This is a genomic window from Embleya sp. NPDC001921, from assembly GCF_053594475.1.
Genome location: NZ_JBSFEO010000021.1, coordinates 161365 through 182221, shown reverse-complemented (window position 1 = coordinate 182221; position 20857 = coordinate 161365). Strand labels below are relative to the sequence as shown.

Genomic DNA, 20857 nt, shown 5'->3' with positions numbered 1-20857 from the left:
GGCACGCGTGCTCGGCGAGGTTGCGGTCCATGGCTTCGATCGGTGCGCGCATCCGGCCATTGTCACCGGGCGTCCCGCCCGAACCGCGCGACGGCCGGGCGTCCCGCCCGGTTCCGGGAACGCCGGCGTACTCCTTCGACCGGTAAACGTGCCGAACCCGTGACCGGGCGCCGGCACACTCGGCCGCGTGACCGAATCGACTGACACCCCGACCCCCGCCGAGGATCCCGCCTGGCACTCCGTGCGCTGTCTGTTCCGCCATCAGCCGGACATCTACGAGGAACGCGTCACGTTATGGCGCGCCGCCGACTTCGACGAGGCCATCGCGCTGGCCGAGGCGGACGCGCTGGAATACGCCCGCGACGTGAACGACGCCGAGTACCTGGGTCTCGCGCAGGCGTTCCGGCTGTTCGACACGCGGGTCGGACACGGTACGGAGGTCTTCTCGCTGGCCCGGGACAGCCCGCTGGAACCGACCGAGTACCTCGACACGTTCTTCGACACGGACACCGAACGACAACGTCGGATCATGGCCGACAGCGACCCCCCGGACGCCCGGTGACCCGCCCGCCGCGGCACCCGTCGCCCGGTGTTCATCTCGCGTCGGGTTCACAACTCCGGCTTCGCACGGGACCATGGAGGGCAACTGCCCTATAGATGTAGGTAGGGAGGAGCGCCATGGACGGACTCGTCGTGCTCGCCGTGTCCGCGTGTCTGCTCGGCTTGACCGTGCTCCTGGTGGTGCGCTCGCTCGGCCGTCGCGACCTCAGCACCGCCCCCAGGGACCTGCTGCGCGAGGACGGCGTCGCCGACCTCGACGCGGCCGAGTGGTCACCGGACACCGAATGGCCCCGGCAGACCGATGCCGGCACCGCGCCGGACTCACGCACCTGCCGCTGACTCGGCCGGGCAAGGCCCACCCCGCGTCGGCGGCGGTGCCGAGTCCGGCATCGGCGGTGCGCCGATACCGGGCCGGCTCGCGGCTTCGAGCGAGCGCGGGCTCCGACGATGCGCGCTACGGCGCGTCGGATTCGCCGTGCACCGTCGCGTGTGCCGTCGGCGCGTCGGGAGCGTCGGGCGGTTCCGCGTCGGCGGCCACCACCTGGGCCCGAGCCCGGTCGATCCGGCGGTGCCAGCGGGCCACGCCCGGGTCGCCGTCCGGGTCGGTGGACCTGGCCAGCGCGACGCCGTAGCCGAGCTGGGCGCGCTGCAACCGGCTCTGCGCCCGGGCCGCCTTGCGGCCGTGCTCGCGCCGGGCCGCCTCCACCGCCTCCTTGCGGGTCTTGTTCGAGGCGAGCGCGGCCAGTTCGCGCAGCGGCAACAGCTCCGGCTCGTTGCCCACGGCATGCGCGAACCAGCGGTACCGCTGCCGGGCCGCGAGCCGATAGACGAAGCTCGCGATGGCGAGCACGACCAGACCGTTGAGCACGATCTGCACGATGGTCAGGTACGAGTCGGTCCGCCCCAGGACGATCTCCAGGAGCGGCGAGTTGTTCACGAAGTGCAGGCCCCACGCGACCGCGTACAGCGCGCCGGCCGCCGCGAGCCGCACCCCGAGCGGCCGGCGCACCCCGACCACCACGTACGCGACGCCCGCGCCGGTCATCGCGGTGAACGCCGCGTGGCTCCACAACCCGTTCACGATGGCGCGCACGAAGAAGCTGGCCACGATCCCGCCGGTCCAGGTCTCGCCGGCCTGGATCGCGGCGTTCAGCGCGTACATCACGTTCTCGACCACCTGGAAGCCCAGGCCGACCAGCGCGCCGACGACGAAGCCGTCGAGCACGCTCTCGAAGACCCGCCGGTTGATCAGGATCAGCACCACCACGCCGAGCAGCTTGAGCGTCTCCTCGACGATCGGCGCCGAGATCGAGGCGCCCCAGTCGGTGGCGAACGTGGGATCCAGCTTGGACAGATAGCAGAGCACGTTGTCGTTGGCCACGAGCGCGAATCCGGTCGCCACCACACCGCCCCACAACACGGCGGCCACGCAGAACGACAGCGGCTCGCGCTCGAACAGGTCCAGATGGGTGATCACCGCGAGCGCCGGGATCAGCCACAGCGTGTGGATGACCACGCTCAGTACGAGCGCGCCGGAGGGTGCCGCCGAGGACAGCCGGATGAAGTTGGGCACCACGCTCGCCGCGCCCAGCGCGAACACGATCGGGTACAGCCAGAACGCCGCGCTCGCGGGCCGCACGATGCCGCCCGCGTCCCGCCGGCCCCGGCGGTCGGTCAGCGGAGCCACGCTCACGACTCGACCACCTCCACCGAGTCGAGCATGCTCACCACGTCGTCGGCGATCGCCTCGGTCAGCGGCGCGGTGTGCCGCGCGGTGAGCGAGAGGCCCAGCCCCTGGCCGCCGCCGACCAGCACGGTGAGCGTGCCGGCGACGGTGTTCCCGCTGATCGGCGCGACCAGGCCGGTGAGCCCGTGCGCGGTGGTCACCGAGGCCGGGCCGCCGCCGATCCGGCCGCGCCCGGTCGCCTCGTAGCGGCGCGCCGCCGCCCTGAACGCGTTCGCCGCCGAGGATTGCCGACCCAGCGGGGTCAGCCGGTACCTCGTCGCGCCCTTGACCACCACGCTGACCAGATCGGTCTGGGACGCGCCCCGGTCGATCTGCCAGCCGGGCGCCGGGTGGTACCGGAACGTGCCCAGTGTGACCACCTGGCCGAGGTGCACCCGCGCGGCGCCGACGACGGAGCGGTTGAGCAGGTACGGGATCGCGATCAGGAGCAGCATCACGAGGGCCACCACGAGCGTCGCGCGCAGTCCGTGGGTGGAGGGGATCGGCGCCGACCTCGAACTCGGGCTCGAATCCGGCGAAGGCGGTCGCGGAACGGGTGCGGTGAGAGACAAGCGCGATTCCTGTCTGCGGTCGAGGGCGTCCCCGCCGGTACCCGCGCCGTCGCCGAATGTCACTCGACGCTCGACCGAAGGGGTGACTCGGTCACGGTAAAATCACGAAAACGCTGTGTTCGTCCCGCCGATCGATGGACGGCTGTTACAGAGCCGTCGAATGACCGTTTCGCTGTCCGGTTAGGGTCGTTTTTGTCAACAGCACCACCCCCGAACGCCTGCCGGAGCCCTTGCCTTGAACTCCCTTTCCGCACGCCGTCGTCGCGCGACGGCACTGGCCGGTGCCGTACTCGTCGCGGTGACCGCGGCCGCGTGCGGCTCTTCCGGCGACTCATCGGTGGAAAACGCCAAGTCCACGAGCGCGCCGACCCAGTCCGGCGGCCACCCGGTGAACCCGCCCGCGAAGCCCGCGCCGCCGAGCAAGGTCGTCGCCCCTACCGGACCCGCCACGAACTTCGCGACCGCCACGACCACTTCGGTCGGGCCGATCCTGATGACCTCGTACACCGGCCCCAAGTCGGGGGTCACCGGCAAGGTGTGGGTGTGGCTGCCGCCCGAGTACCACGACCCGGCCTACGCGAAGCACGGCTTCCCGGTGCTCACGCTGTACGCGGGCGGCCAGAGCAACGGCTACAACACCTGGACCGACAACCAGTTGCCGATCCAGGAGCTGAGCGTGCAGGAGGCCAAGGCCGGCCGGACGCATCCGTTCATCATGGTGATGCCGGTGCAGAACCTGGAGAAGGACGAGAAGCGCAGCCTGGAGTGCAGCGACATCCCGGGTCAGCCGAAGATGGGCACCTGGCTGGCGCAGGACATCCCCGACCTGGTCAAGGCCAACTTCCGCACGCTCCGCGACCCGGCCGGATGGGGTGTGATGGGCGCGTCCACGGGCGCGTTCTGCAGCGTCAAGCTCGCACTCCAACACCCGGAGCAGTTCAAGGTCGCGGTGCCGATCGACGGCTACTTCAACCCGGATTCGCCGCTGTGGAAGGGCCACGAGGCCGAACGGCTCGCCAACAGCCCGGATCAGCTCATCGCGGCGGGCAAGGCCGGGATCGACGTGCTCGCGACCGCGGGCGGCGGGGATCCGGCCGAGGTCCGGCTGGTCAAGGCCTTCGTCGCCAAGGCGGCGCCACCGGTCCGCGTCGAGTACTACGAGCAGCCCGGCGGCAGGCATCTCACCTCACATTTCAAGCGGATGATCCCCGACCTGCTCGGCTGGCTCGGCCGACACATGTCCCCACCCACCACCGACTGACCGTGTCCGGACCGTCGCTGAATCACCCTGGAAGACCACAGTGAGCCTGACCGGTACGCCCTTCTACATAACGACCATCGTGCTCGCGATCGCGGCCATCGCGGCGGCCATGATCGCCTGGAACCGCATCCCCGGACCCAAACCGGTCAAGATCGTCGCGCGGCTGTTCATGCTGGTGACCTGCCAGGCGACGGCCATCCTGATGGTCTTCGTGATGGTCAACAACGCGAACAGCCTCTACGACACCTGGGACGACTTCCTGGGCACCGGGGGCGGCCACGTGACCGAGGCTCGCGAGCCGGCGCCGCCGCCCGCGCCGGAGGTCAAGCTGCTCACCAAGTTCGAGCCCGCCTCGGACGGCAAGATGGGCGAGGGCGTCCAGGAGACCACTCTCAAGGGTCCGCAGTCGGCCGTCGAGGCCGAGGTCTACGTGTGGCTTCCGCCGCAGTACAAGGACCCGGCGTTCGCGGACAAGAAGTTCCCCGTGGTCGAACTGCTGCCCGGCTACCCGGGTTCGGCCAAGGCCTGGTTCGGCACGCTGGACGTCAACAAGCAGCTCAAGGCCCTGATGACCAAGGGCGAGGTGGCGCCGTTCATCCTGGTCTCGCCGCGGACCAGGCTGCTCGCGGGCCAGGAGGACACCGGCTGCGCGGACGTGCCGGGCAAGGCCAACGCGGACACCTGGATCTCCGGCGACGTGCGCCGCATGGTGATCGACAACTTTCGCGCCGAGTCCGACCCCAAGCACTGGGCCATCGCGGGCTACTCGGCCGGCGGCCACTGCGCGACCCGGATGGCGCTGCTGCACCCGGACCGCTACGGCGCGGGCGTGAGCCTGTCCGGCTACAACGACCCCAAGGGCGAGCCCGACTCGGTCACCTCGAAGGACCCGGCCCTGCGCGAGTCCTCGAACCCCCTGACCATCCTCAAGAACGCCCCCCAGCCCCCGAAGGTCGCCCTCTACCTGGCGGGCGAAAAGGGTGACGGCTACGGCGACGCCCAAGCCCTCAAGTCCATCGCCAAGCCCCCCACCGCGATCACCATCGCCGAAATATCAGGCGGCGGCCACGGCACCGACGTCTGGCGCCGAATGGTCCCCGACGTCTTCCGCTGGCTGACCAAAACCCTCGTCTAACCCACCCGCCGGCCGAGCCAACCAGAGCCCGGCCGGCGCCTGAGGCCACCCCAACCCGGCCCGACCAACGCCTGAGGTCAGACGAACAACCCGTCAGCCCGGCCGGCGACTGAGGCCAACCCCGCAACCTCCCGAACGTGCCGCCCCGCCCCCTCCGCAAGGAGCGACCGCAGGACCAAGAACACCTTCCGCGCCTCGACCGCGTTCCAATCCGCCGGCAACAACTCCGCAGGCAACCCCGGATCCAGATACGGCAACCGCCGCCATTGCGTAAGCATCGGCACGTACGTCCGAAACGCCTCGCCCGGATCCACCCCCGGACGCCGCACGAGTTCGGCGGCGGCCGGCCCGTACTCGTCGGTGAACAGCGCGTACTGCTCCTCGATCGCCTCGAAGTCCCACCAGTCCCCCACCGCGGACCCCAGCTCCGCAAACGCCGCGTCGCCGGTGAACAGGTGTACGTAGTCCGCGAGTTCGACCCGAACCAGAGTGCGCCGCGCATCCTCCAGCAGCCGCGCCGGCGCAATCCACACACCGGGCGACACGTTGCCGAACCCCAGCCAGGTCAACCGCGACCGCAACTGGTGCCGATGCGCCCGCTCGGACTCGGGCACCGAGAAGATCGCCAGCACCCAGCCGTCCTCGAGCCGAGCCGGCTCCAGGTTGCCGAAGATCCGCCGATCGCCCTCGTCGAAGATCGACTCCATCGCCGGACTGAGCCGATAGCCGGTACCGTCCCGCCGCTCCTGCGTGAGTGTGCCGCGCTTCTTCAACCGCGAGATCGCCGATCGCACCGCCGGCGCGTCCACGCCGAGTTCGCCCATCAGCACGATCAGGTCGGCGATCGAGATCCAGCCGCCGAGTCCGCGCACGAACGCGCCGTACACGGTGTTGATCAGGGAGCTGGGCCGGGCCGGGGTCTCCGCCATGGTCGCCTTCCTCGCGGAGTCTGGTTCGCCGGCGATCCTATCCGGGGTCCGCCGCCGCGTCGGCGACCGGCGTGCCCTCGGCCGCGCGCCGGCGCAGTTCGCCGCGCCGCAGCTTCCCGGTGCCGGTGCGCGGCAACTCCTCGACGAACTCGATCAGCCTCGGGTACTTGTACGGCGCCATGGTCCGCTTGACGAAGGTCTGGAGCGCGCGGGCGGTCGCCTCGTCCGCGCCCACCCCGGGACGCAGCACCACGTACGCCTTGACCACCATGCCGCGTCTCTCGTCGGCGGCGCCGACCACACCGCACTCGGCCACGTCGGGGTGGGTGCACAACACCGCCTCGACCTCGGGCCCGGCGATGTTGTACCCGGAGGAGACGATCATGTCGTCGCTGCGCGCCTGGTACCAGAGGTACCCGTCCGCGTCGCGGATGTAGGTGTCCCCGGTGATGTTCCAGCCGTCCCGCACGTAGTCGAGCTGACGCGGGTCGTCCAGGTAGCGGCACCCGGTCGGGCCCTTCACCGCGAGTTGCCCGGCGGTGCCGTCCGGGACGGGCTTGCCGTCCGGGCCGAGTACGACGGCCCGGAATCCGGGCACCGGAAGCCCGGTCGCGCCCGGGCGGATCGCGTCGTCGGCGGCGGAGACGAACACGTGCAGCATCTCGGTCGCGCCGATCCCGTCGATGATCCGCAGGCCGATCGTGTCCCGGTACGCCTGCCACACCCCCGCCGGCAACGCCTCGCCGGCGGACACGCAGCGCCGCACACCGGCGAGCAGGTCGGCGAGGCCCGCGCCGAGGATGGCCCGGTAGGCGGTGGGCGCGGTGAACAGTACGGTGACCCGCTGCTCGGCGACCACGGCGGCGAGTTCCTCGGGCGTCGCGCGTTCCAGGAGCAGCGTGGCCGCGCCCGCGCGAAGCGGGAACACCACCAGGCCGCCGAGTCCGAAGGTGAAGCCCAGCGGCGGCGTGCCGGTGAACAGGTCGGTGGGCTCGGGACGCACGACGTGCGCGGAGAACGTGTCGGCGATGGCGAGCACGTCCCGATGGAAGTGCATGGTGGCCTTGGGCCGCCCGGTGGTCCCGGAGGTGAACGCGATCAGCGCGACGTCGTCGGCCGAGGTGTCCACCGTCTCGAACACGGTGCTCTTCCCGGCGCAGCGGGCGGGCAGCGAGTCCTCGCCCGGACCGCCGTAGGTGAGCACGCGCAGGCCCGGGGTGTCGGCCGCGTCGAGCTCGGCGGTGAAGCGGTGGTCGCACAGCGCGACCGCGGGTCTGCCGATGGTGTGGATCGCGTCGAGTTCGTGCGCGCGCAGCAGCGGCATGGTGGTCACCACGACCGCGCCGGCCTTCAGCGCGCCGAACCAACTCGCGACCAGCCAGGGGTTGTTGGGACCGCGCAGCAGTACCCGGTTGCCGGGCACGACGCCGAGGTCCTCGGTCAGGACGTGCGCGACCTGGTTGGCGCGGGTGCGCAGGTCGCCGTACGTCCAGGTCTCGTGCGCGGTGACCAGGCACCGTCGGTGCGCCCCGTGTCGCGCGATGGTGTCGTCGAGCAGTGCCGCGGCGCAGTTGAGCCGATCCGGGTAGCGCACGTCCGGCAGCTCGAAGATCAGCTCGGGCCACTGCTCGACCGGCGGCAGCCGATCCCGGGAGAACGTGTCGACGTGCGCGGAGGGACGGAGCTGCATGCCGGCACCTCATCATCCTGTTGCCATCGTGACGACAGTCAACGGTACGCGACATCGGCTCGCTATGGCATCCCCTTCCCGCCACGGCGCCCGGCGGGCCGCGGTCGCGCGCGCATCCCGTCACGCGGGCGTCCCGTCGTGTGGCCGTCCCGTCACGCGCCGGTCCCGTTCGCCACCAGTACCGTGCCCCGACCGATCGCGCAGACCGTCTCGCCGCCGTCGGCGGCCACCATGGTCAGCGTGCAGTCGCAGACCGCCTGTCGCCGGCCGGCGTGCACGATCCGCGCGTCGGCACGCAGCGTGGCACCCAGCGCCGGGCGCAGGTATTGAACGGAGACGCTGCCGGTCAGTACGGCCGAGCCGAGCGTGCTGCCGGCCGCGAAGGTGATCGCGTTGTCGGCGGCATAGGCGAGCACGCCGCCGTGCAAGTAGCCGTTCTGTTGCCGGAGTTCGTCGCGCACATCCACCTCCAGCGTGGCCTCCCCGGCACCGAACGCGGTGACCCGGGCACCGACGAGCCGGCTGAACGGCTGGGCGGCGAGCACGGATCGCGCGAAGTCGAGCGCCTCACCCGCCTGACGCGCCTCACGCACCTCGGGTGCCTCAGGTGCCTTACGTGCGTCGGGGGCATCCGCCGCCTCGGGCGTGGCCGGCGCGTCGGCGGGGGTCTCGGTCATCGTGGTGTCGCCCTTCGAGTGGGGGGATCGGGGGCCGCGGGCGGCGCGGGCCCCCGGGCTGGTGATCATCGAACCAGAGTCCCGATCACCCGCGTCGGGCCTTCGCGGGCACAATCGGGTCATGTTCGAACTGCTGCCGGGTGTCGGGGTGGTGCTGCCGCGCGGCGCCGGGACGTTGCGATTCGGGATGAGCGAGCCGCAGGCGCAGTGGGTGCTGTCCACGGTGGTGGACGTACGCCCGTACTGGTCCTGCGCCGGGGCCGGCTACGGGGATGACGGCCACCGGGAGTTCTGGAGCTTCGGGGGGCGCCTGGGCACCCTGCGCGTCGACGTCACCGGCTCGGAGCACGGGTGCCGCACCGTCTCCTTCGAACGCGAGCCCGGCACCACCACGGATCCCGTGGTCTGGCGGGACGTCGACGTGTTCGGATATCCCGCCGACGAGGTCGAGGCCGCGTTGACGCCGAAGGCGGCGCGCGAGGCCGTCGGGCTGTTCCTGACCCGGGGCACGGCGGAGGCGGCAACGTGGATGGCACGGGCGCGGCTGACCACCGAGGGCGGATCGGCGCGCCGGATCGGCTGACGCCACCGGACGCTGTCGGATGCGCTTCGTCACATGATGGCGCGATGGTGAAATTGGACAGCTTCCCTTACCGTAGGCGCGCGTTTCGGCCCGGCCGGGACCCGGACGACCGGCCACGGTCCCGGTCTCGATCCCGGGCATCCTCGGCCCCGAAAAGGAGAGCGGCGTCATGGCGCGGGACAAGCTGGGTGTGGCGATCGTGGGGACCGGATTCGGATGCATCACGCATCTGCCCGCCTTCCGGGACGCGGGCTTCGAGGTGCGGGCGTTGGTCGGCCGGGACCCGGCGCGTACCGCCGAGCGGGCCGAGCGGTTCGGGGTGCCGCACGCGTTCACCGATCTCGACGCGGCGCTCGCGCTGGACGGCGTGGACGCGGTGACCGTGGCCACGCCGCCGCACACGCACGCCGACATCGTGATCGCGGCGGTGACGGCGGGCAAGCACGTGGTGTGCGAGAAGCCGTTCGCGACCGACGCGGCCGAGGCGGCCCGGATGCTGGACGCCGCCGAGAAGGCCGGCGTCGTACACATGCTGGGCACCGAGTTCCGCTGGCAGTCCTCGCAGGCCCTGCTCGCGCGGTTGATCGCGGACGGCGCGATCGGCGAACCCCGGCTCGCCACCTGGCTGTTGCACATCCCGGTGCTGACCGGGCCGGACGCCGAGGTGCCCGCGTGGTGGGGTCGGGCGGAGGAGGGCGGCGGCTGGCTGGGGGCGCACGCGTCGCACTGGATCGACCAGATCCGGCACACGCTCGGCGAGTTCGCCGGGGTCAGCGCGGGTCTGCCGCTGGTCGCCGACCGGCCCGGACAGACCGCCGAGGACACCTTCAACATCCGTTTCCGCACGGTGACCGGCGTCGAGGGCACGCTGCAAAGCTCCGCCGGGGTCTACGGACCACCGCTGCTGACCACGCGCGTGGCCGGCACCCACGGCACGGCCTGGGTCGAGTTCGACGACGTCTGGCTCGCCGACGCCGATGGCGACCGGCGCGTCGACACCCCCGCCGACCTGGCCAACCCGGACCCGATCGCGCCCCCGTCCGACCTGATGCACACCGCCTACGACCTCCTGCACTCGATGGGCATCGACCGCGCGCCGTACACCAGGCTCGCCACGACCTTCGCCGCCCTGATCGACGGCACCCCGGTCCCCGACGCCCCACGCCACGCCACCTTCGCCGACGGCGTGGCCGGTCAACGAGTCCTCGACGCGATCCGCGCCTCCGCCACCGGCGGCGGCCACTGGACGCCCTGCGCCTGACGTGGGCGGCCCCGGCCTGTCGAATCGATCCGCGCGAGCGCGGGGGTGCGCGGGGTCGATCCGGAAACCGACCCCTCGGAGCGATCAGCGCGTGCGCGAAGGTGCGTCGAAGGTGTCGAGCAGCGCGCCACGCCCGCGTCGCGGCCCACTCCACACCCTCGTCGCCCACGCCGGCGGCGTACGACGCGTGGCGGCTGCCCACGCGGTGGGGTTCCGGACGGCTGCGGACGGCTGTATCGGTGGTGCGCGACCGGTGGGGGATCGCCCTCTCGGCGCGTGAAGACGGCAGGCCTGACCAGGAGTTCGCCGACAGGCCGGAAGCGCGGCGCCGCCCGGTTGATCACGCCTCCCGCGCGCCGGGTCGGAGGTCGAGGCGGCGCGGGAGTTGGGCGTTGCGGGCGACCACGACCGTGGAGAGGCTCATCAGGATCGCGCCGACCTCATCGGCAGGACCACACCCCCCAGGGCACCCGCGGCCGGCGGCACGGTGTCGAGGTTGCAGCCCGCCGCGCCCAGGCCGGGTTCTACCGCATCTTGCGGTAGACGGCGGCGGACAAGCCTCGCCCGCCATCGAATTCCCATATACCTCATGGTGGTATACGGAGCGTCGATCGACCCGCGCTCATTCCTTGCGTTTCCGGCAGAACCATCCGTATCTCGGGCCGGCGGCGGTATAACCAGAGACCAGCCCCCTCTCCCTCGGGAGGCCAACATGGTGCGTCAGCCACGATCCCGCAGTGTCGACTGGTTGTGGTGGGCGACCTCGTCGGGCGAACTGCAACCCTTCCTGGATCATCCGGATCACGATCAACAGGAGATAGCCCGGGAGAAGTCGGCGGTCGCGGTGCAACTCGCCCGCCTCGGCGATCCACTCGTGGACTGTCTGGCGGCAATCGCCCCGGACGTCCTCGCCGACGCCCTGTGGCGGTTGCCGAACCCCACCCGGACCGACACGCTGCGCGCGCTGCGGGTACCGCCCGCGCGCCGCCCCACTCCCGCGATCGCCGAACACGCGCTCAAGCGGCTGCGCAAACAGACCGCGAGCGTACGCGGCTACACCGCCCAGGTGGTCACCCTGCCGGTGCTGCGCGTGCTGCTGCCCGCGACCCTGGACACCGACTCGGAGGCGTTGGACGGCGAGATCCTGGAAAGCCTGAAGACCACGACGTTGACCCCCGATCTGATCCGGCTCACCGCGATCGCCGACTGGGGGTTCAGTTGCCAGGCCGCCGCGCTGCTGCGACTGACGCTGACCGAGGCCGATCTCGCGCTGCCCGGGTGGCCCGCCGACGTGATCGCCGACGTGGTGACCGCGTGTCGGCGGTTCGAGGCGTTCTGCCGGGACCGGATGTGCGGCGCGAGCGAACCCCCGTCGCCGCTGCGCTCGCTCGACGACGCGCTCGGCCGGGCCCGGGCCGCCGCCGACTCGGTGACCGCCTCGGTCGCGGCCGGCCGCGCGCCCGAGGAGGCCGACCTGACCATGCTCGCGCTGGTCGGCCCGGCCGTCGCGGAGGCCCGCGAGGCGGTCGGCGCGTTGGTCGGGGCCGAGCCGGACACGCTGCCCGAGGACCGACCGGGGCTGGCCGCGGCGATCACCGCGCACGAGGCCGCCGTACACGCCCGCGAACTCGCCGGTGTGGCCCGCTTCCGGGACCTCGTCGGCCCGTCGTCGCACGGCGCGGCGATCACCGAACTTCGGGAGCTGGCAACCGACCTGAGTACGCGTCACGAGAACTGGGAGCCGGCCGACCGGCGCCGGGTACTGGCCCTGGCCGACCTCGGCGCGCTGATCGACGCGATCGCGGCCGACCGGGACGAGGGCGTGGACGCACTGGCCGAGACGGTCCGCCCGCACCTGCCCGACCCGACCATCGTCAACGCCGCGCTGCGTGGTCGGCTGTCCTGGGACGAGACACCGACCACGGCTGCCCCGAACGCCGCGACGCACCCGCCGACCACCGAGGAGCAGGCGGCGGCACCCGACGGCACGAGCGACACCGACGCCGAACCCGCCCCGACCCCCGAGGCTCCGCCGGTCGACGCCGACGAACCGTCGGCGCGGGCGGGAGCGAAGGCCACGGCCGCGGCTGCCAATGCGGACGGCCGGGCCGACAACGGCGACGATGGCGACGCCGGGACCAAGACCGTCGGCACGGCACCCGTCGAGTCCAGCCACCCGCCCGCCCCCCGACCCGACCCCGACTCCGCGACACTGATCGGCGAGTTGATCGGCCGGGGCGACTACGCCTCGGCGGTGCGGGCCATGTCCGCCGACGCTCCGGAGCGCGTATCCGCGCTGCGCGCCCTCGCCTACGCCAACGGCGCGCGCTCGGACACCGGCGCCCTCGCGCTGTCCCTGCGCGACGAACTCGACGAGATGGCCCTGCGCGTACCCGGCCACGACCGTGCGACCCAACTGCTGACCGTGGCCGCGGCCGCGCGCGCGGCCGTACTGTGCGGACACAGCACGTACGGCCTGCTCCAGGAGGCCGCCGCCGGGCTGGGCGACCTGCCCGCCGTGGCCACGCTGGCCCGCCACATCGCCACCGGCTCCGCACAGGGCCTGCTCGGCGGCGCCCGCAACCTCGGCGCGCTGGAAGCCCTCGCCGAGGCGGAGGCCGGCGCCGCCACGTGCGCGGCGGACGCCGCCGAGGCCCTGCTGCACCCGCGCCACCTGCGCTTCCCGCGCGCCACCTCGATCGCCCAACTGTGGTGGCGACCCGAGGACGGCCTGCTGGGCCGACTGCTGCGGCTGGCGGCCGGCAACGAACGGCGCGACCTGGACGAGGTCGCCGAGGCGCTGCGCCGGCTCACCAAGCACCACGAGTTGGAGAGCCGGCTCTCCGCGATCGACGAGGAGTTCCGCAACGGCAAGGGCCACCGCCTGGAGGGGCCGGCCCGACGCCGACTGCTGGAGTACGCCCGCGAGTCGCTCGGGACGGTGAGCCGCTGGGTGGACGCCATGCGCCGGGTCGCCGAGACCGAGTCGGAGGCGGAGTCCTGGATCGCCGGCCCGCTGGCCGACCTGCGCCACACCCTGATCGCCGACCGCCCCGAAGCCGACCGCGAACTCGCCGATTTCGCCGCGCACACCGGCGACCCACTCGCCGCCGGCGCGGCACGAGCCGCCGCCGCGAGCCTGTCCGCGACCCTCGACCTCCTCGACGGCCGCCCCCTGACCGGCCCCGAGCCCACCCCCGAAACCCTCCTGACCCCCATTCCCCCCACCACCGACTGACCCCGCCCCCACGACACGACACGGGCGCGAACGCGGGGGCGAGCGCAGGCACGGGGGCGAGCGCGAGGACGCGGGGCGGGCCGACCCGCGCTTGCGTCCACGGGACCTCTCCCGTCCACGACACGTCTTCCGTCCACGGGACCTCTCCCGCCTACGGAACCTCTTCCTCCGGGATGATGTGCATCGCCGCCTCCTCCGCACCCGCCGCGCCGCCGTCGATGCCGACGTCGTGGGCGACCGCCTCCGATTCGGTGTCCTCGTGGGCGCCCTCGTCCTCGGCGACCAGCCGCCCCGCCCTGGGGTCGGGGCTGCCCTCCCATTCGTCCGAGACGACGTCGTCGATGGAGACGTCCGGTTCCTCCTCGGCCAGGAGCTGGTCGAGCGACTCGCCGCGCCGCTCCTCCTCGGGAGTGTTGCCGTAGCGCTCCGCCGCCGACCAGCGGTCCGGCGGCAGGATCCCGGTGTCCAGCGGGTCGTACGACAGGTCGTCGGTCGACAGCGTGTCCTCGGGGCCGAGTACGCCGTCGTCGCCCGGCGTGTCCGGGGAGTCTTCGGTCGGATCCGGAGTGTCGTCGCTCATCGCCTGCCACCTTCCGCTGAAGTGCTCGTGCCGTGCGTCCAGGGCTCGGCCCCGTCCCCCGCGACCCGAGTGACCTTGCCCAGCGTCGGCCGGTTCATTCGGGGCTGCCCGGGAGCGGCCCCGCCTGGCAGCATGTCCGGGTGCCGGAATATCGCTTACGCGTCGCCGCGGTCCTGACCTGCCTTGTGCTCACCGCCACCGGATGCGGCTCCGACGGCGACGACGGACCCGACGACAGGGCCGACGGACCCGACCGGGTCGGCCGCGCCCCGGAGCCCACCGAGGTCGCCGAGGTCCGCCCCGAGCCGTCCCTGACCATCAACTGCCTGCACACCATCGGCGACCGCCCGGAGCCCGCCGACGGGTCGACCGTCGTCCTCGGCGACGTCGCCCTGGAGACCGGCCGCAGGCTCCAGACCACCAAGTCCACGGGCACCGAGTACCTGCACCCCCTGTTCGCCAAGTCCGGCCTGATGGTCCGCGACGGCGCCGTCGTCGACATCGAGGTGCTGCCCGCACGCGGCAACGGCGCGTCCATCGGATGGGGCAACGGCCAGTCGTCCGCCGTCGCCGTCCGGGTCCCGGGTTGCACGACCGGCTCCACCGCGAACTCCTGGACGGCCTTCCCCGGCGGCTACTACGTGGACCGGCCCGGCTGCCTCACCCTGGTCGTGCGCTCGCGCGGGTTGCAGACGAAGGTGCGCGTCCCGGTGGGCGCCGACTGCTGAGCCGAGGCATCTCGGCCGACTGCCGAGCCCAGGCGCCTCGGCCGACTCCCGCCCGCGGCGCTTTCGACCGGTTGGAGGCGGTTCCCCGCCACCGGACCCACAGCCCACCCAACCGCTCGTTCCAACGACGTAGACACCTCCACCCGTCTCATGCCTGAGGCTGATTTTTCCTGATGGATTTGGACGATCTTTGATCGCCGGCGCAGGGTGGTCCAGGGGGTCAGGGACGGAAAGCCCGGTCCTGGGGCCGGGGAGGGAGCAAACGGAATGCACGAGGCGCAGACACGCGAGACGAACCGCGACGCATGGCAGACGCTGCACACCGGGACTCGGGAGTCCGCGGCCCGCGGATTGCGCGAGGATTTGGCCCGCGCCGGAGTGGCCGAGGCGGACCTGGCCCGACGGGTGACCGAAGCCTGGGCCGGCTCCGTGGTGACCGTCGCGAGCACCGGCCGGCAGTTCCGGGTCACCCGGACCAGCGCTCCCGCGCCGACGACCTCGCTCAGCGAACCGCAACGCACCGAAACCGAACAGTCCCTGCTCAACCGCTGACGCCGAGCCGACACCGCCCGGCAACCGGGCCCGGAGACTGGCACGCGCGCACACGCGCACACGCGCACGCGCGCACACGCGTATGCACAGGCACCGGCTTCGGCTTCGGCATCGGCACCGGCACCGGCACCGGCACCGGCACCGGCGGACGCCGCCCGTACCACTCACCCGCTGATCCTCATCTCGCGCACGACGTCGCCCGCCACGCGAAACGCGAAGTTCGACAGGCCGTCGAACCCGTCGCCCCCGACGTCCGCGGTCACCACGGTCTCGTCCCCGTCCTCGCGGACCGCGGTGACGGAGAGGGTCACCCGTACTCCGACGAACTCGGCGTCGCTCCACCGTGCGATCGCGTCCCGCCCGGTGAAGACCCGGCCCCAGTCGTTCACCGACGCGTCGGCGGCGAACGCGTCCAGGAACGCTTCCGCGTCACCCGCGTTCGCGGCGGCGACCAGCCGCTCCACGGGCGCGGGCAACCGCTGATCGCTCATCGCGAACGTCCTTCCGAGACGGGAGGCCGGACCTCGAACGGGAGCCCGGGCCCCACCAGTCGACCCGAATCGGGGCGACTCGGCCTGCGGGGTGACCCACTCGGGTAAGCGGACCGCGGTCGACCAAGAGCGGGCCTTCCGTCCGGCCCCCGCGCCGTGCTGTGCTGTGCGCCATGGTCGACGAACCCACATACCCCACGGTTCCGCACCGGCACCGCGGCGTCCCCGCCCACGAGGCGGAAGCCCGCAGCCGAGCCTTCCACGACGTGATGGCCCAACGCCGCACCGTCCGCGACTTCTCCTCCCGGCCGATCCCGGACAACGTGGTCGACTGGGCGATCCGCACCGCGGGCACCGCGCCCAGCGGCGCCAACGTGCAGCCCTGGCGCTTCGTCGTGCTCACCGACCCCGAGCGCAAGCGCCACCTGCGCGAGGCCGCCGAGCAGGAGGAGCGCGAGTTCTACGAACACCGCGCGTCCGCCGAATGGCTCCAGGCCCTCGCGCCGATCGGCACCGACTGGCACAAGCCCTTCCTGGAGGAGGCGCCGGTCGTGATCGTCGTGTTCGAGGTGCACAAGGGACCGGACTCGCCGCGCCCCTACTACACGAAGGAATCGGTCGGGATCGCCGTCGGCCTCCTGCTCGCGTCGCTGCACCAGGCCGGCCTCGCCACGCTGACCCATACGCCGAGCCCGATGCGCTTCCTCAACGAGGTGTGCGATCGCCCCCAGGAGGAGCGCGCCGCCTACGTCATCCCGGTCGGCTACCCGGCCGAGCACGCACGCGTCCCGGACATCCACCGCAAGCCGCTGGACCAGGTCGTCGTCCGCCTCTGACCCGCCGCCGGCACCACCGCGACCGCCGGGCGGGCCGTACGACCGCGCCCGTCCGGCGGGGCCGGCCCGCTCGCGTCCGGCGCGAGCCGTCGCGCGCCACCTCGAACGCCTGCGCCGAAGCCCGCCCCTCTGCGATCCTGAATCGGCACGTCCGGATCCGCATCAGCCGTACGTACGGGGGGCGTTGATGAGTGTCGTCGCCGGAAAAATCATCGACGAGTCGATCGTGGTCGCCGCCGACTCCCAGGTGACCTGGGGTCAGGCCAAGACCGAGGGCACCAAGCTGTACAAGATCGGCGAGAGCCTGATCTTCGGCGGCGCCGGACTGCTGCGCGACATCAACCTGATGCGCCTGTTCCTGGACACGCACACACCCGCGTCGGCCGAGGAACGCGACATTCTGGAGTTCTACGCCGAGTTCGTCGAATGGGGCAAGCGCAAGCTGTCCAGCTTCGAGCCCAAGTCGGAGTTCATGTTCGCGTTCGACGGCAAACTGTTCGAGACGAGCAACGACTTCGACGTCTTCTACTACGACTACGGCGCGATCGGCTCCGGCTGGGAGTACGCGCGAGCCGCGCTGCACCTGGGCCACACCCCCACCCAGGCGGTCGGCGTCGCGTGCGACCTGACCATCTTCTGCATGCCACCGGTGACCGAGTACCGCATACCGCGCCACCAGCAACATCAGCCCGGCCGTGATCACGAGGCCATCTGAAACAGACATCGCGTGGGGTCCGCCGCAATTTGGAGCTAACCCTGTGTTTACGTGGTCTCTCGTAAGCTCTGGGGTATGTCCGAACAGCCCATCCCGGCGGACCTGATCGAGTTGCAGCGGGCCCGAGACGCCGCCTACGAGGCCATCGCCCGACACGCGGGGCAGCTCACCGAAGAGGAGCATGCCCGGCTGTGGGCCCAGGCTCGCGACGCCGTCGAGGCGCTGCACGCGCACCCGGCGATGACCGCCGGCGGCGACCGCGCCGACCTGGTCACCCGCCTGCGCATGGCCGCCCAGGCCGCCTGAACCCGGCCCGGCCCGCCCCGGCGTCCCGCGCGGCCCCTCGATGTCGGCCGCCCCGGTCGCCGGCGATCGCGGACCGGTCACCATCGACCCCGGAAGAAACGCCGCCGGCCGCGGCGCGCGCCCCGAAGGGTCCGCGCCGCGGCCGGCGGCAAAACGAGACAGCGAAAAGCGATCGGCGAAAGGCTCAGGCGCCCGCGGCCGCCTTGAGGGCGTCCACGCGGTCGGTCCGCTCCCAGGTGAAGTCCGGCAGGTCGCGGCCGAAGTGGCCGTACGCGGCGGTCTGGGCGTAGATCGGCCGAAGCAGGTCCAGGTCGCGGATGATCGCGGCGGGCCGCAGGTCGAACACGGTGTTCACGGCGGCCTGGATGGTCGCCACCGGGACCGACTCGGTGCCGAACGTCTCCACGAACAGGCCGACCGGCGCGGCCTTGCCGATCGCGTACGCGACCTGCACCTCGCAACGGCGGGCGAGGCCGGCGGCCACCACGTTCTTGGCCACCCAGCGCATCGCGTACGCGGCCGAGCGGTCCACCTTCGACGGGTCCTTGCCCGAGAACGCGCCGCCACCGTGCCGGGCCATGCCGCCGTAGGTGTCGATGATGATCTTGCGACCGGTGAGTCCGGCGTCGCCCATCGGGCCGCCGATCTCGAACCGGCCGGTCGGGTTGACCAGCAACCGGTAGCCCTCGGTCTCGATGCCCAGACCGGCCAGCTCCGGCTCCACCACGTACTCGCGGATGTCCGGCGCGAGCAGCGAGTCCAGGTCGATGTCGGACGCGTGCTGCGACGAGACCACGACCGTGTCCAGGCGGACCGGGCGGTCGCCGTCGTACTCGATGGTGACCTGGGTCTTGCCGTCCGGGCGCAGGTAGGGGATGGTCCCGTTCTTGCGCACGTCGGCGAGTCGCTTGGCCAGCCGGTGGGCGAGCGTGATCGGCAGCGGCATCAGCTCGGGGGTGTCGTCGCACGCGTAGCCGAACATCAGGCCCTGGTCGCCCGCGCCCTGGCGGTCCAGCTCGTCCTCGTCGCCGTCGACCCGATTCTCGTACGCCGTGTCGACGCCCTGGGCGATGTCCGCCGACTGCGCGCCGATGGACACCGAGACGCCGCACGAGGCGCCGTCGAAGCCCTTCTTCGAGCTGTCGTAGCCGATCTCCAGGACGCGCTCGCGCACGATCGTGGGGATGTCGGCGTAGCCCTGCGTCGTGACCTCGCCGGCCACGTGCACCTGACCGGTGGTGATCAGCGTCTCGACGGCGACCCGACTCTTGGGGTCTTCCTTGAGGAGCGCGTCCAGGATGGAATCGCTGATCTGGTCGGCGATCTTGTCCGGGTGACCTTCGGTCACGGACTCAGAGGTGAACAGACGGCGGGACACATCGCTCCCTGGGGTTGCAGCGGCTGCTGGCTGGCAGGTGGACCCGGACCGTCCGGACAGGTCGGGACGGGCGGGTCCACCGAATACTGGGCCCGAGTTTATCCCCCCGACCCCCGACGGGGGACTGGGTGTCCCACGCAATGGACGGCGTGGCGTTGCTCACTTTGTGTGAACTTGGGGCGATCGGGCGTTCGATTCGGCCGACGAACTAGCCGAAACGGGGCACGACCAGGTCCCAGACCACGTCCGCGAGGTCCTCCTTCGGGCCGTGCGGAACCGGCGTCTCGGCACCGTCGGCGGCCAGCACGATCGCCTCGTTGACATCCGTGCCGAACGTCAACTCCTCGCCCACCTGGTTGACCACGAGCAGGTCACAGCCCTTTCGGGCGAGCTTGGCCCGGCCGTTGGCGAGTACGTCGTCGGTCTCCGCCGCGAAGCCGACCACGACCTGACCGGCCCGGAGCCGGTCGTGCGCCAGTTCGGCGAGGATGTCCGGGTTCTTGACCAGCGTGATCGGGTCCGGCTCCGCGTCGGTCTTCTTGATCTTGCCGCCCACCCGGTTCGCGGGCCGGAAGTCGGCGACCGCCGCGGCCATCACCACGCAGTCCGCGTCCGCCGCCGCCTTGACCACCGCCTCGCGCAGGTCGAGGGCGGTGCCCACGTGCACCACGTCGGCCCCGGCCGGATCCGGCAGGCCGGTGTTGGCCTCGATCAGGGTGACCCGGGCACCGCGGGCGATCGCGGTGCGGGCCAGCGCGTAGCCCTGCTTGCCGGACGAGCGGTTGCCCAGGAAGCGGACCGGGTCCAGCGGCTCACGAGTGCCGCCGGCGGTGACCACGACGTGCCGGCCGGCCAGATCGGGCGCGGTCGCCCCGCGTGCGAGGGCCCGCCGGACCACCTGGAAGATCTGTTCCGGGTCGGGCAGTCGGCCCTTGCCGGTGTCCTTGCCGGTCAGCCGGCCCACCGCCGGCTCGATCACGATCGCGCCGCGCCGGCGCAGCGTCGCGACGTTCTCCACCGTGGCCGGGTGCTCCCACATCTCGGTGTGCATCGCGGGCGCGAACACCACCGGACATCGCGCGGTGAGCAGCGTGTTGGTGAGCAGGTCGTCGGCGAGCCCGTGCGCGGCCTTGGCGAGCATGTCGGCGGTCGCCGGCGCGACCACGACGAGGTCCGCGTTCTGGCCGATCCGTACGTGCGGCACCTCGTGCACCGCGTCCCACACCCCGGTGGCCACCGGCTGCCCGGACAGCGCCGACCAGGTGGCCGCACCGACGAAGTTGAGCGCGGACGCGGTCGGCACCACCCGGACCTCGTGCCCGGACTCGGTCAGTCTGCGCAGCAGTTCACACGCCTTGTACGCGGCGATGCCGCCGGCGACGCCGAGGACGACGCGGGGTCGAGATCCGGTACTCATCGCTGCTCCTGGTCCTCCGTCGCGGCCGACCCGGGTTCCGACCGGCACGGCGAGCCTACGACACCGCCCCAAACGGCTCGATCTCGTGTCGCACGGGCGGCGATTGCCGACGGGCCGTCGCGGGCGGCCCTCGCACACCGCCTTCCGCGGGGCACCCGCACGGCGGGCCGGAATCTGAGTACGCGTACGGATGTCCCGCCCCGCTGCCGCTGCCAGCATCG

General features: G+C 72.1%; 21 protein-coding genes. 12 read left to right on the top strand and 9 right to left on the bottom strand.

What is annotated here, in order from left to right:
* Positions 1-187: 187 nt before the first annotated feature.
* Together ACWCPW_RS24860 and ACWCPW_RS24855 are read left to right on the top strand one after the other, a co-directional pair.
* Entirely contained in the window at positions 188-562 is a 375-nt protein-coding gene (locus ACWCPW_RS24860; RefSeq protein ID WP_449763802.1) for a hypothetical protein, read from the top strand.
* A 116-nt stretch (positions 563-678) separates the two neighbouring features.
* Complete coding sequence (locus ACWCPW_RS24855; protein WP_395873885.1) at positions 679-900, top strand: hypothetical protein; 222 nt, start codon at positions 679-681, stop codon at positions 898-900.
* Between the two features lie 115 nt (positions 901-1015).
* Here the strand turns inward: ACWCPW_RS24855 and ACWCPW_RS24850 are convergent, their stop codons facing one another.
* The gene (locus tag ACWCPW_RS24850; protein ID WP_449763801.1) at positions 1016-2254 is read right to left on the bottom strand and encodes a PrsW family intramembrane metalloprotease; all 1239 of its coding nucleotides are present in this window, start codon (positions 2252-2254) and stop codon (positions 1016-1018) included.
* Entirely contained in the window at positions 2251-2859 is a 609-nt protein-coding gene (locus ACWCPW_RS24845) for a hypothetical protein (protein ID WP_449763800.1), read from the bottom strand. Before ACWCPW_RS24845 ends, ACWCPW_RS24850 begins: the two co-directional genes overlap by 4 nt.
* 235 nt (positions 2860-3094) lie before the next feature.
* Between ACWCPW_RS24845 and ACWCPW_RS24840 the strand changes: the two genes are divergently transcribed.
* On the top strand, positions 3095-4120 hold the full coding sequence (locus ACWCPW_RS24840) for an alpha/beta hydrolase (RefSeq protein WP_449763799.1): 1026 nt from the start codon (positions 3095-3097) through the stop codon (positions 4118-4120).
* Between the two features lie 40 nt (positions 4121-4160).
* Entirely contained in the window at positions 4161-5255 is a 1095-nt protein-coding gene (locus ACWCPW_RS24835) for an alpha/beta hydrolase (protein ID WP_449763798.1), read from the top strand.
* Between the two features lie 77 nt (positions 5256-5332).
* On the opposite strand, the gene ACWCPW_RS24830 is transcribed toward ACWCPW_RS24835, so the two are convergent.
* From ACWCPW_RS24830 to ACWCPW_RS24820, 3 genes are all read right to left on the bottom strand, one after another.
* Positions 5333-6184 carry a PaaX family transcriptional regulator gene (locus ACWCPW_RS24830; protein ID WP_449763797.1) on the bottom strand — a complete coding sequence of 284 codons (852 nt, stop codon included), beginning with the start codon at positions 6182-6184 and terminating at the stop codon, positions 5333-5335.
* Between the two features lie 37 nt (positions 6185-6221).
* Positions 6222-7874, bottom strand: coding sequence for an AMP-binding protein (locus ACWCPW_RS24825; protein ID WP_449763796.1), 1653 nt, complete (start codon positions 7872-7874; stop codon positions 6222-6224).
* Between the two features lie 152 nt (positions 7875-8026).
* Entirely contained in the window at positions 8027-8551 is a 525-nt protein-coding gene (locus tag ACWCPW_RS24820) for a PaaI family thioesterase (RefSeq protein WP_449763795.1), read from the bottom strand.
* Between the two features lie 121 nt (positions 8552-8672).
* Between ACWCPW_RS24820 and ACWCPW_RS24815 the strand changes: the two genes are divergently transcribed.
* From ACWCPW_RS24815 to ACWCPW_RS24805, 3 genes are all read left to right on the top strand, one after another.
* The gene (locus ACWCPW_RS24815; RefSeq protein WP_449763794.1) at positions 8673-9134 is read left to right on the top strand and encodes a hypothetical protein; all 462 of its coding nucleotides are present in this window, start codon (positions 8673-8675) and stop codon (positions 9132-9134) included.
* 169 nt (positions 9135-9303) lie between these two features.
* Positions 9304-10395, top strand: coding sequence for a Gfo/Idh/MocA family protein (locus ACWCPW_RS24810; protein ID WP_449763793.1), 1092 nt, complete (start codon positions 9304-9306; stop codon positions 10393-10395).
* Between the two features lie 712 nt (positions 10396-11107).
* Complete coding sequence (locus ACWCPW_RS24805) at positions 11108-13633, top strand: hypothetical protein (protein WP_449763792.1); 2526 nt, start codon at positions 11108-11110, stop codon at positions 13631-13633.
* A 151-nt stretch (positions 13634-13784) separates the two neighbouring features.
* On the opposite strand, the gene ACWCPW_RS24800 is transcribed toward ACWCPW_RS24805, so the two are convergent.
* Positions 13785-14213 carry a DUF5709 domain-containing protein gene (locus tag ACWCPW_RS24800; RefSeq protein ID WP_449763791.1) on the bottom strand — a complete coding sequence of 143 codons (429 nt, stop codon included), beginning with the start codon at positions 14211-14213 and terminating at the stop codon, positions 13785-13787.
* Positions 14214-14353: 140 nt separating this feature from the next.
* On the opposite strand from ACWCPW_RS24800, the gene ACWCPW_RS24795 reads away from it, so the two are divergent.
* Both ACWCPW_RS24795 and ACWCPW_RS24790 read left to right on the top strand, forming a co-directional pair.
* A complete protein-coding gene (locus tag ACWCPW_RS24795) occupies positions 14354-14941 on the top strand; it encodes a hypothetical protein (protein ID WP_449763790.1) in 588 nt (195 codons plus the stop codon).
* A gap of 267 nt (positions 14942-15208) precedes the next feature.
* Positions 15209-15493, top strand: coding sequence for a hypothetical protein (locus ACWCPW_RS24790; protein ID WP_449763789.1), 285 nt, complete (start codon positions 15209-15211; stop codon positions 15491-15493).
* Positions 15494-15657: 164 nt separating this feature from the next.
* Here ACWCPW_RS24790 and ACWCPW_RS24785 read toward each other — a convergent pair whose 3' ends face one another.
* Positions 15658-15984: a nuclear transport factor 2 family protein gene (locus ACWCPW_RS24785; protein ID WP_449763788.1), complete on the bottom strand. Its 327-nt coding sequence runs from the start codon at positions 15982-15984 to the stop codon at positions 15658-15660.
* A 173-nt stretch (positions 15985-16157) separates the two neighbouring features.
* Here ACWCPW_RS24785 and ACWCPW_RS24780 point away from each other — a divergent pair, with 173 nt between their 5' ends.
* From ACWCPW_RS24780 to ACWCPW_RS24770, 3 genes are all read left to right on the top strand, one after another.
* Complete coding sequence (locus ACWCPW_RS24780) at positions 16158-16820, top strand: nitroreductase family protein (protein WP_449763787.1); 663 nt, start codon at positions 16158-16160, stop codon at positions 16818-16820.
* A 187-nt stretch (positions 16821-17007) separates the two neighbouring features.
* The gene (locus ACWCPW_RS24775; RefSeq protein ID WP_449763786.1) at positions 17008-17535 is read left to right on the top strand and encodes a hypothetical protein; all 528 of its coding nucleotides are present in this window, start codon (positions 17008-17010) and stop codon (positions 17533-17535) included.
* A 75-nt stretch (positions 17536-17610) separates the two neighbouring features.
* A complete protein-coding gene (locus tag ACWCPW_RS24770) occupies positions 17611-17841 on the top strand; it encodes a hypothetical protein (protein ID WP_449763785.1) in 231 nt (76 codons plus the stop codon).
* A 184-nt stretch (positions 17842-18025) separates the two neighbouring features.
* Here ACWCPW_RS24770 and metK read toward each other — a convergent pair whose 3' ends face one another.
* Positions 18026-19219: a methionine adenosyltransferase gene (gene metK / locus ACWCPW_RS24765; RefSeq protein WP_449763784.1), complete on the bottom strand. Its 1194-nt coding sequence runs from the start codon at positions 19217-19219 to the stop codon at positions 18026-18028.
* Positions 19220-19427: 208 nt separating this feature from the next.
* Positions 19428-20636: a bifunctional phosphopantothenoylcysteine decarboxylase/phosphopantothenate--cysteine ligase CoaBC gene (gene coaBC, locus ACWCPW_RS24760; RefSeq protein ID WP_449763783.1), complete on the bottom strand. Its 1209-nt coding sequence runs from the start codon at positions 20634-20636 to the stop codon at positions 19428-19430.
* Positions 20637-20857 lie beyond the last annotated feature (221 nt).

Bases quoted from the DNA above. Each gene is read 5' to 3' on its own strand.
- ACWCPW_RS24855 (WP_395873885.1), top strand. From the start codon at position 679: ATGGACGGACTCGTCGTGCTCGCCGTGTCCGCGTGTCTGCTCGGCTTG.
- ACWCPW_RS24800 (WP_449763791.1), bottom strand. From the start codon at position 14,213: ATGAGCGACGACACTCCGGATCCGACCGAAGACTCCCCGGACACGCCG.
- ACWCPW_RS24775 (WP_449763786.1), top strand. From the start codon at position 17,008: ATGAGTGTCGTCGCCGGAAAAATCATCGACGAGTCGATCGTGGTCGCC.
- ACWCPW_RS24830 (WP_449763797.1), bottom strand. From the start codon at position 6,184: ATGGCGGAGACCCCGGCCCGGCCCAGCTCCCTGATCAACACCGTGTAC.
- ACWCPW_RS24785 (WP_449763788.1), bottom strand. From the start codon at position 15,984: ATGAGCGATCAGCGGTTGCCCGCGCCCGTGGAGCGGCTGGTCGCCGCC.
- ACWCPW_RS24820 (WP_449763795.1), bottom strand. From the start codon at position 8,551: ATGACCGAGACCCCCGCCGACGCGCCGGCCACGCCCGAGGCGGCGGAT.
- ACWCPW_RS24770 (WP_449763785.1), top strand. From the start codon at position 17,611: ATGTCCGAACAGCCCATCCCGGCGGACCTGATCGAGTTGCAGCGGGCC.
- ACWCPW_RS24790 (WP_449763789.1), top strand. From the start codon at position 15,209: ATGCACGAGGCGCAGACACGCGAGACGAACCGCGACGCATGGCAGACG.
- ACWCPW_RS24825 (WP_449763796.1), bottom strand. From the start codon at position 7,874: ATGCAGCTCCGTCCCTCCGCGCACGTCGACACGTTCTCCCGGGATCGG.
- ACWCPW_RS24805 (WP_449763792.1), top strand. From the start codon at position 11,108: ATGGTGCGTCAGCCACGATCCCGCAGTGTCGACTGGTTGTGGTGGGCG.
- ACWCPW_RS24780 (WP_449763787.1), top strand. From the start codon at position 16,158: ATGGTCGACGAACCCACATACCCCACGGTTCCGCACCGGCACCGCGGC.
- coaBC (WP_449763783.1), bottom strand. From the start codon at position 20,636: ATGAGTACCGGATCTCGACCCCGCGTCGTCCTCGGCGTCGCCGGCGGC.
- ACWCPW_RS24810 (WP_449763793.1), top strand. From the start codon at position 9,304: ATGGCGCGGGACAAGCTGGGTGTGGCGATCGTGGGGACCGGATTCGGA.
- ACWCPW_RS24815 (WP_449763794.1), top strand. From the start codon at position 8,673: ATGTTCGAACTGCTGCCGGGTGTCGGGGTGGTGCTGCCGCGCGGCGCC.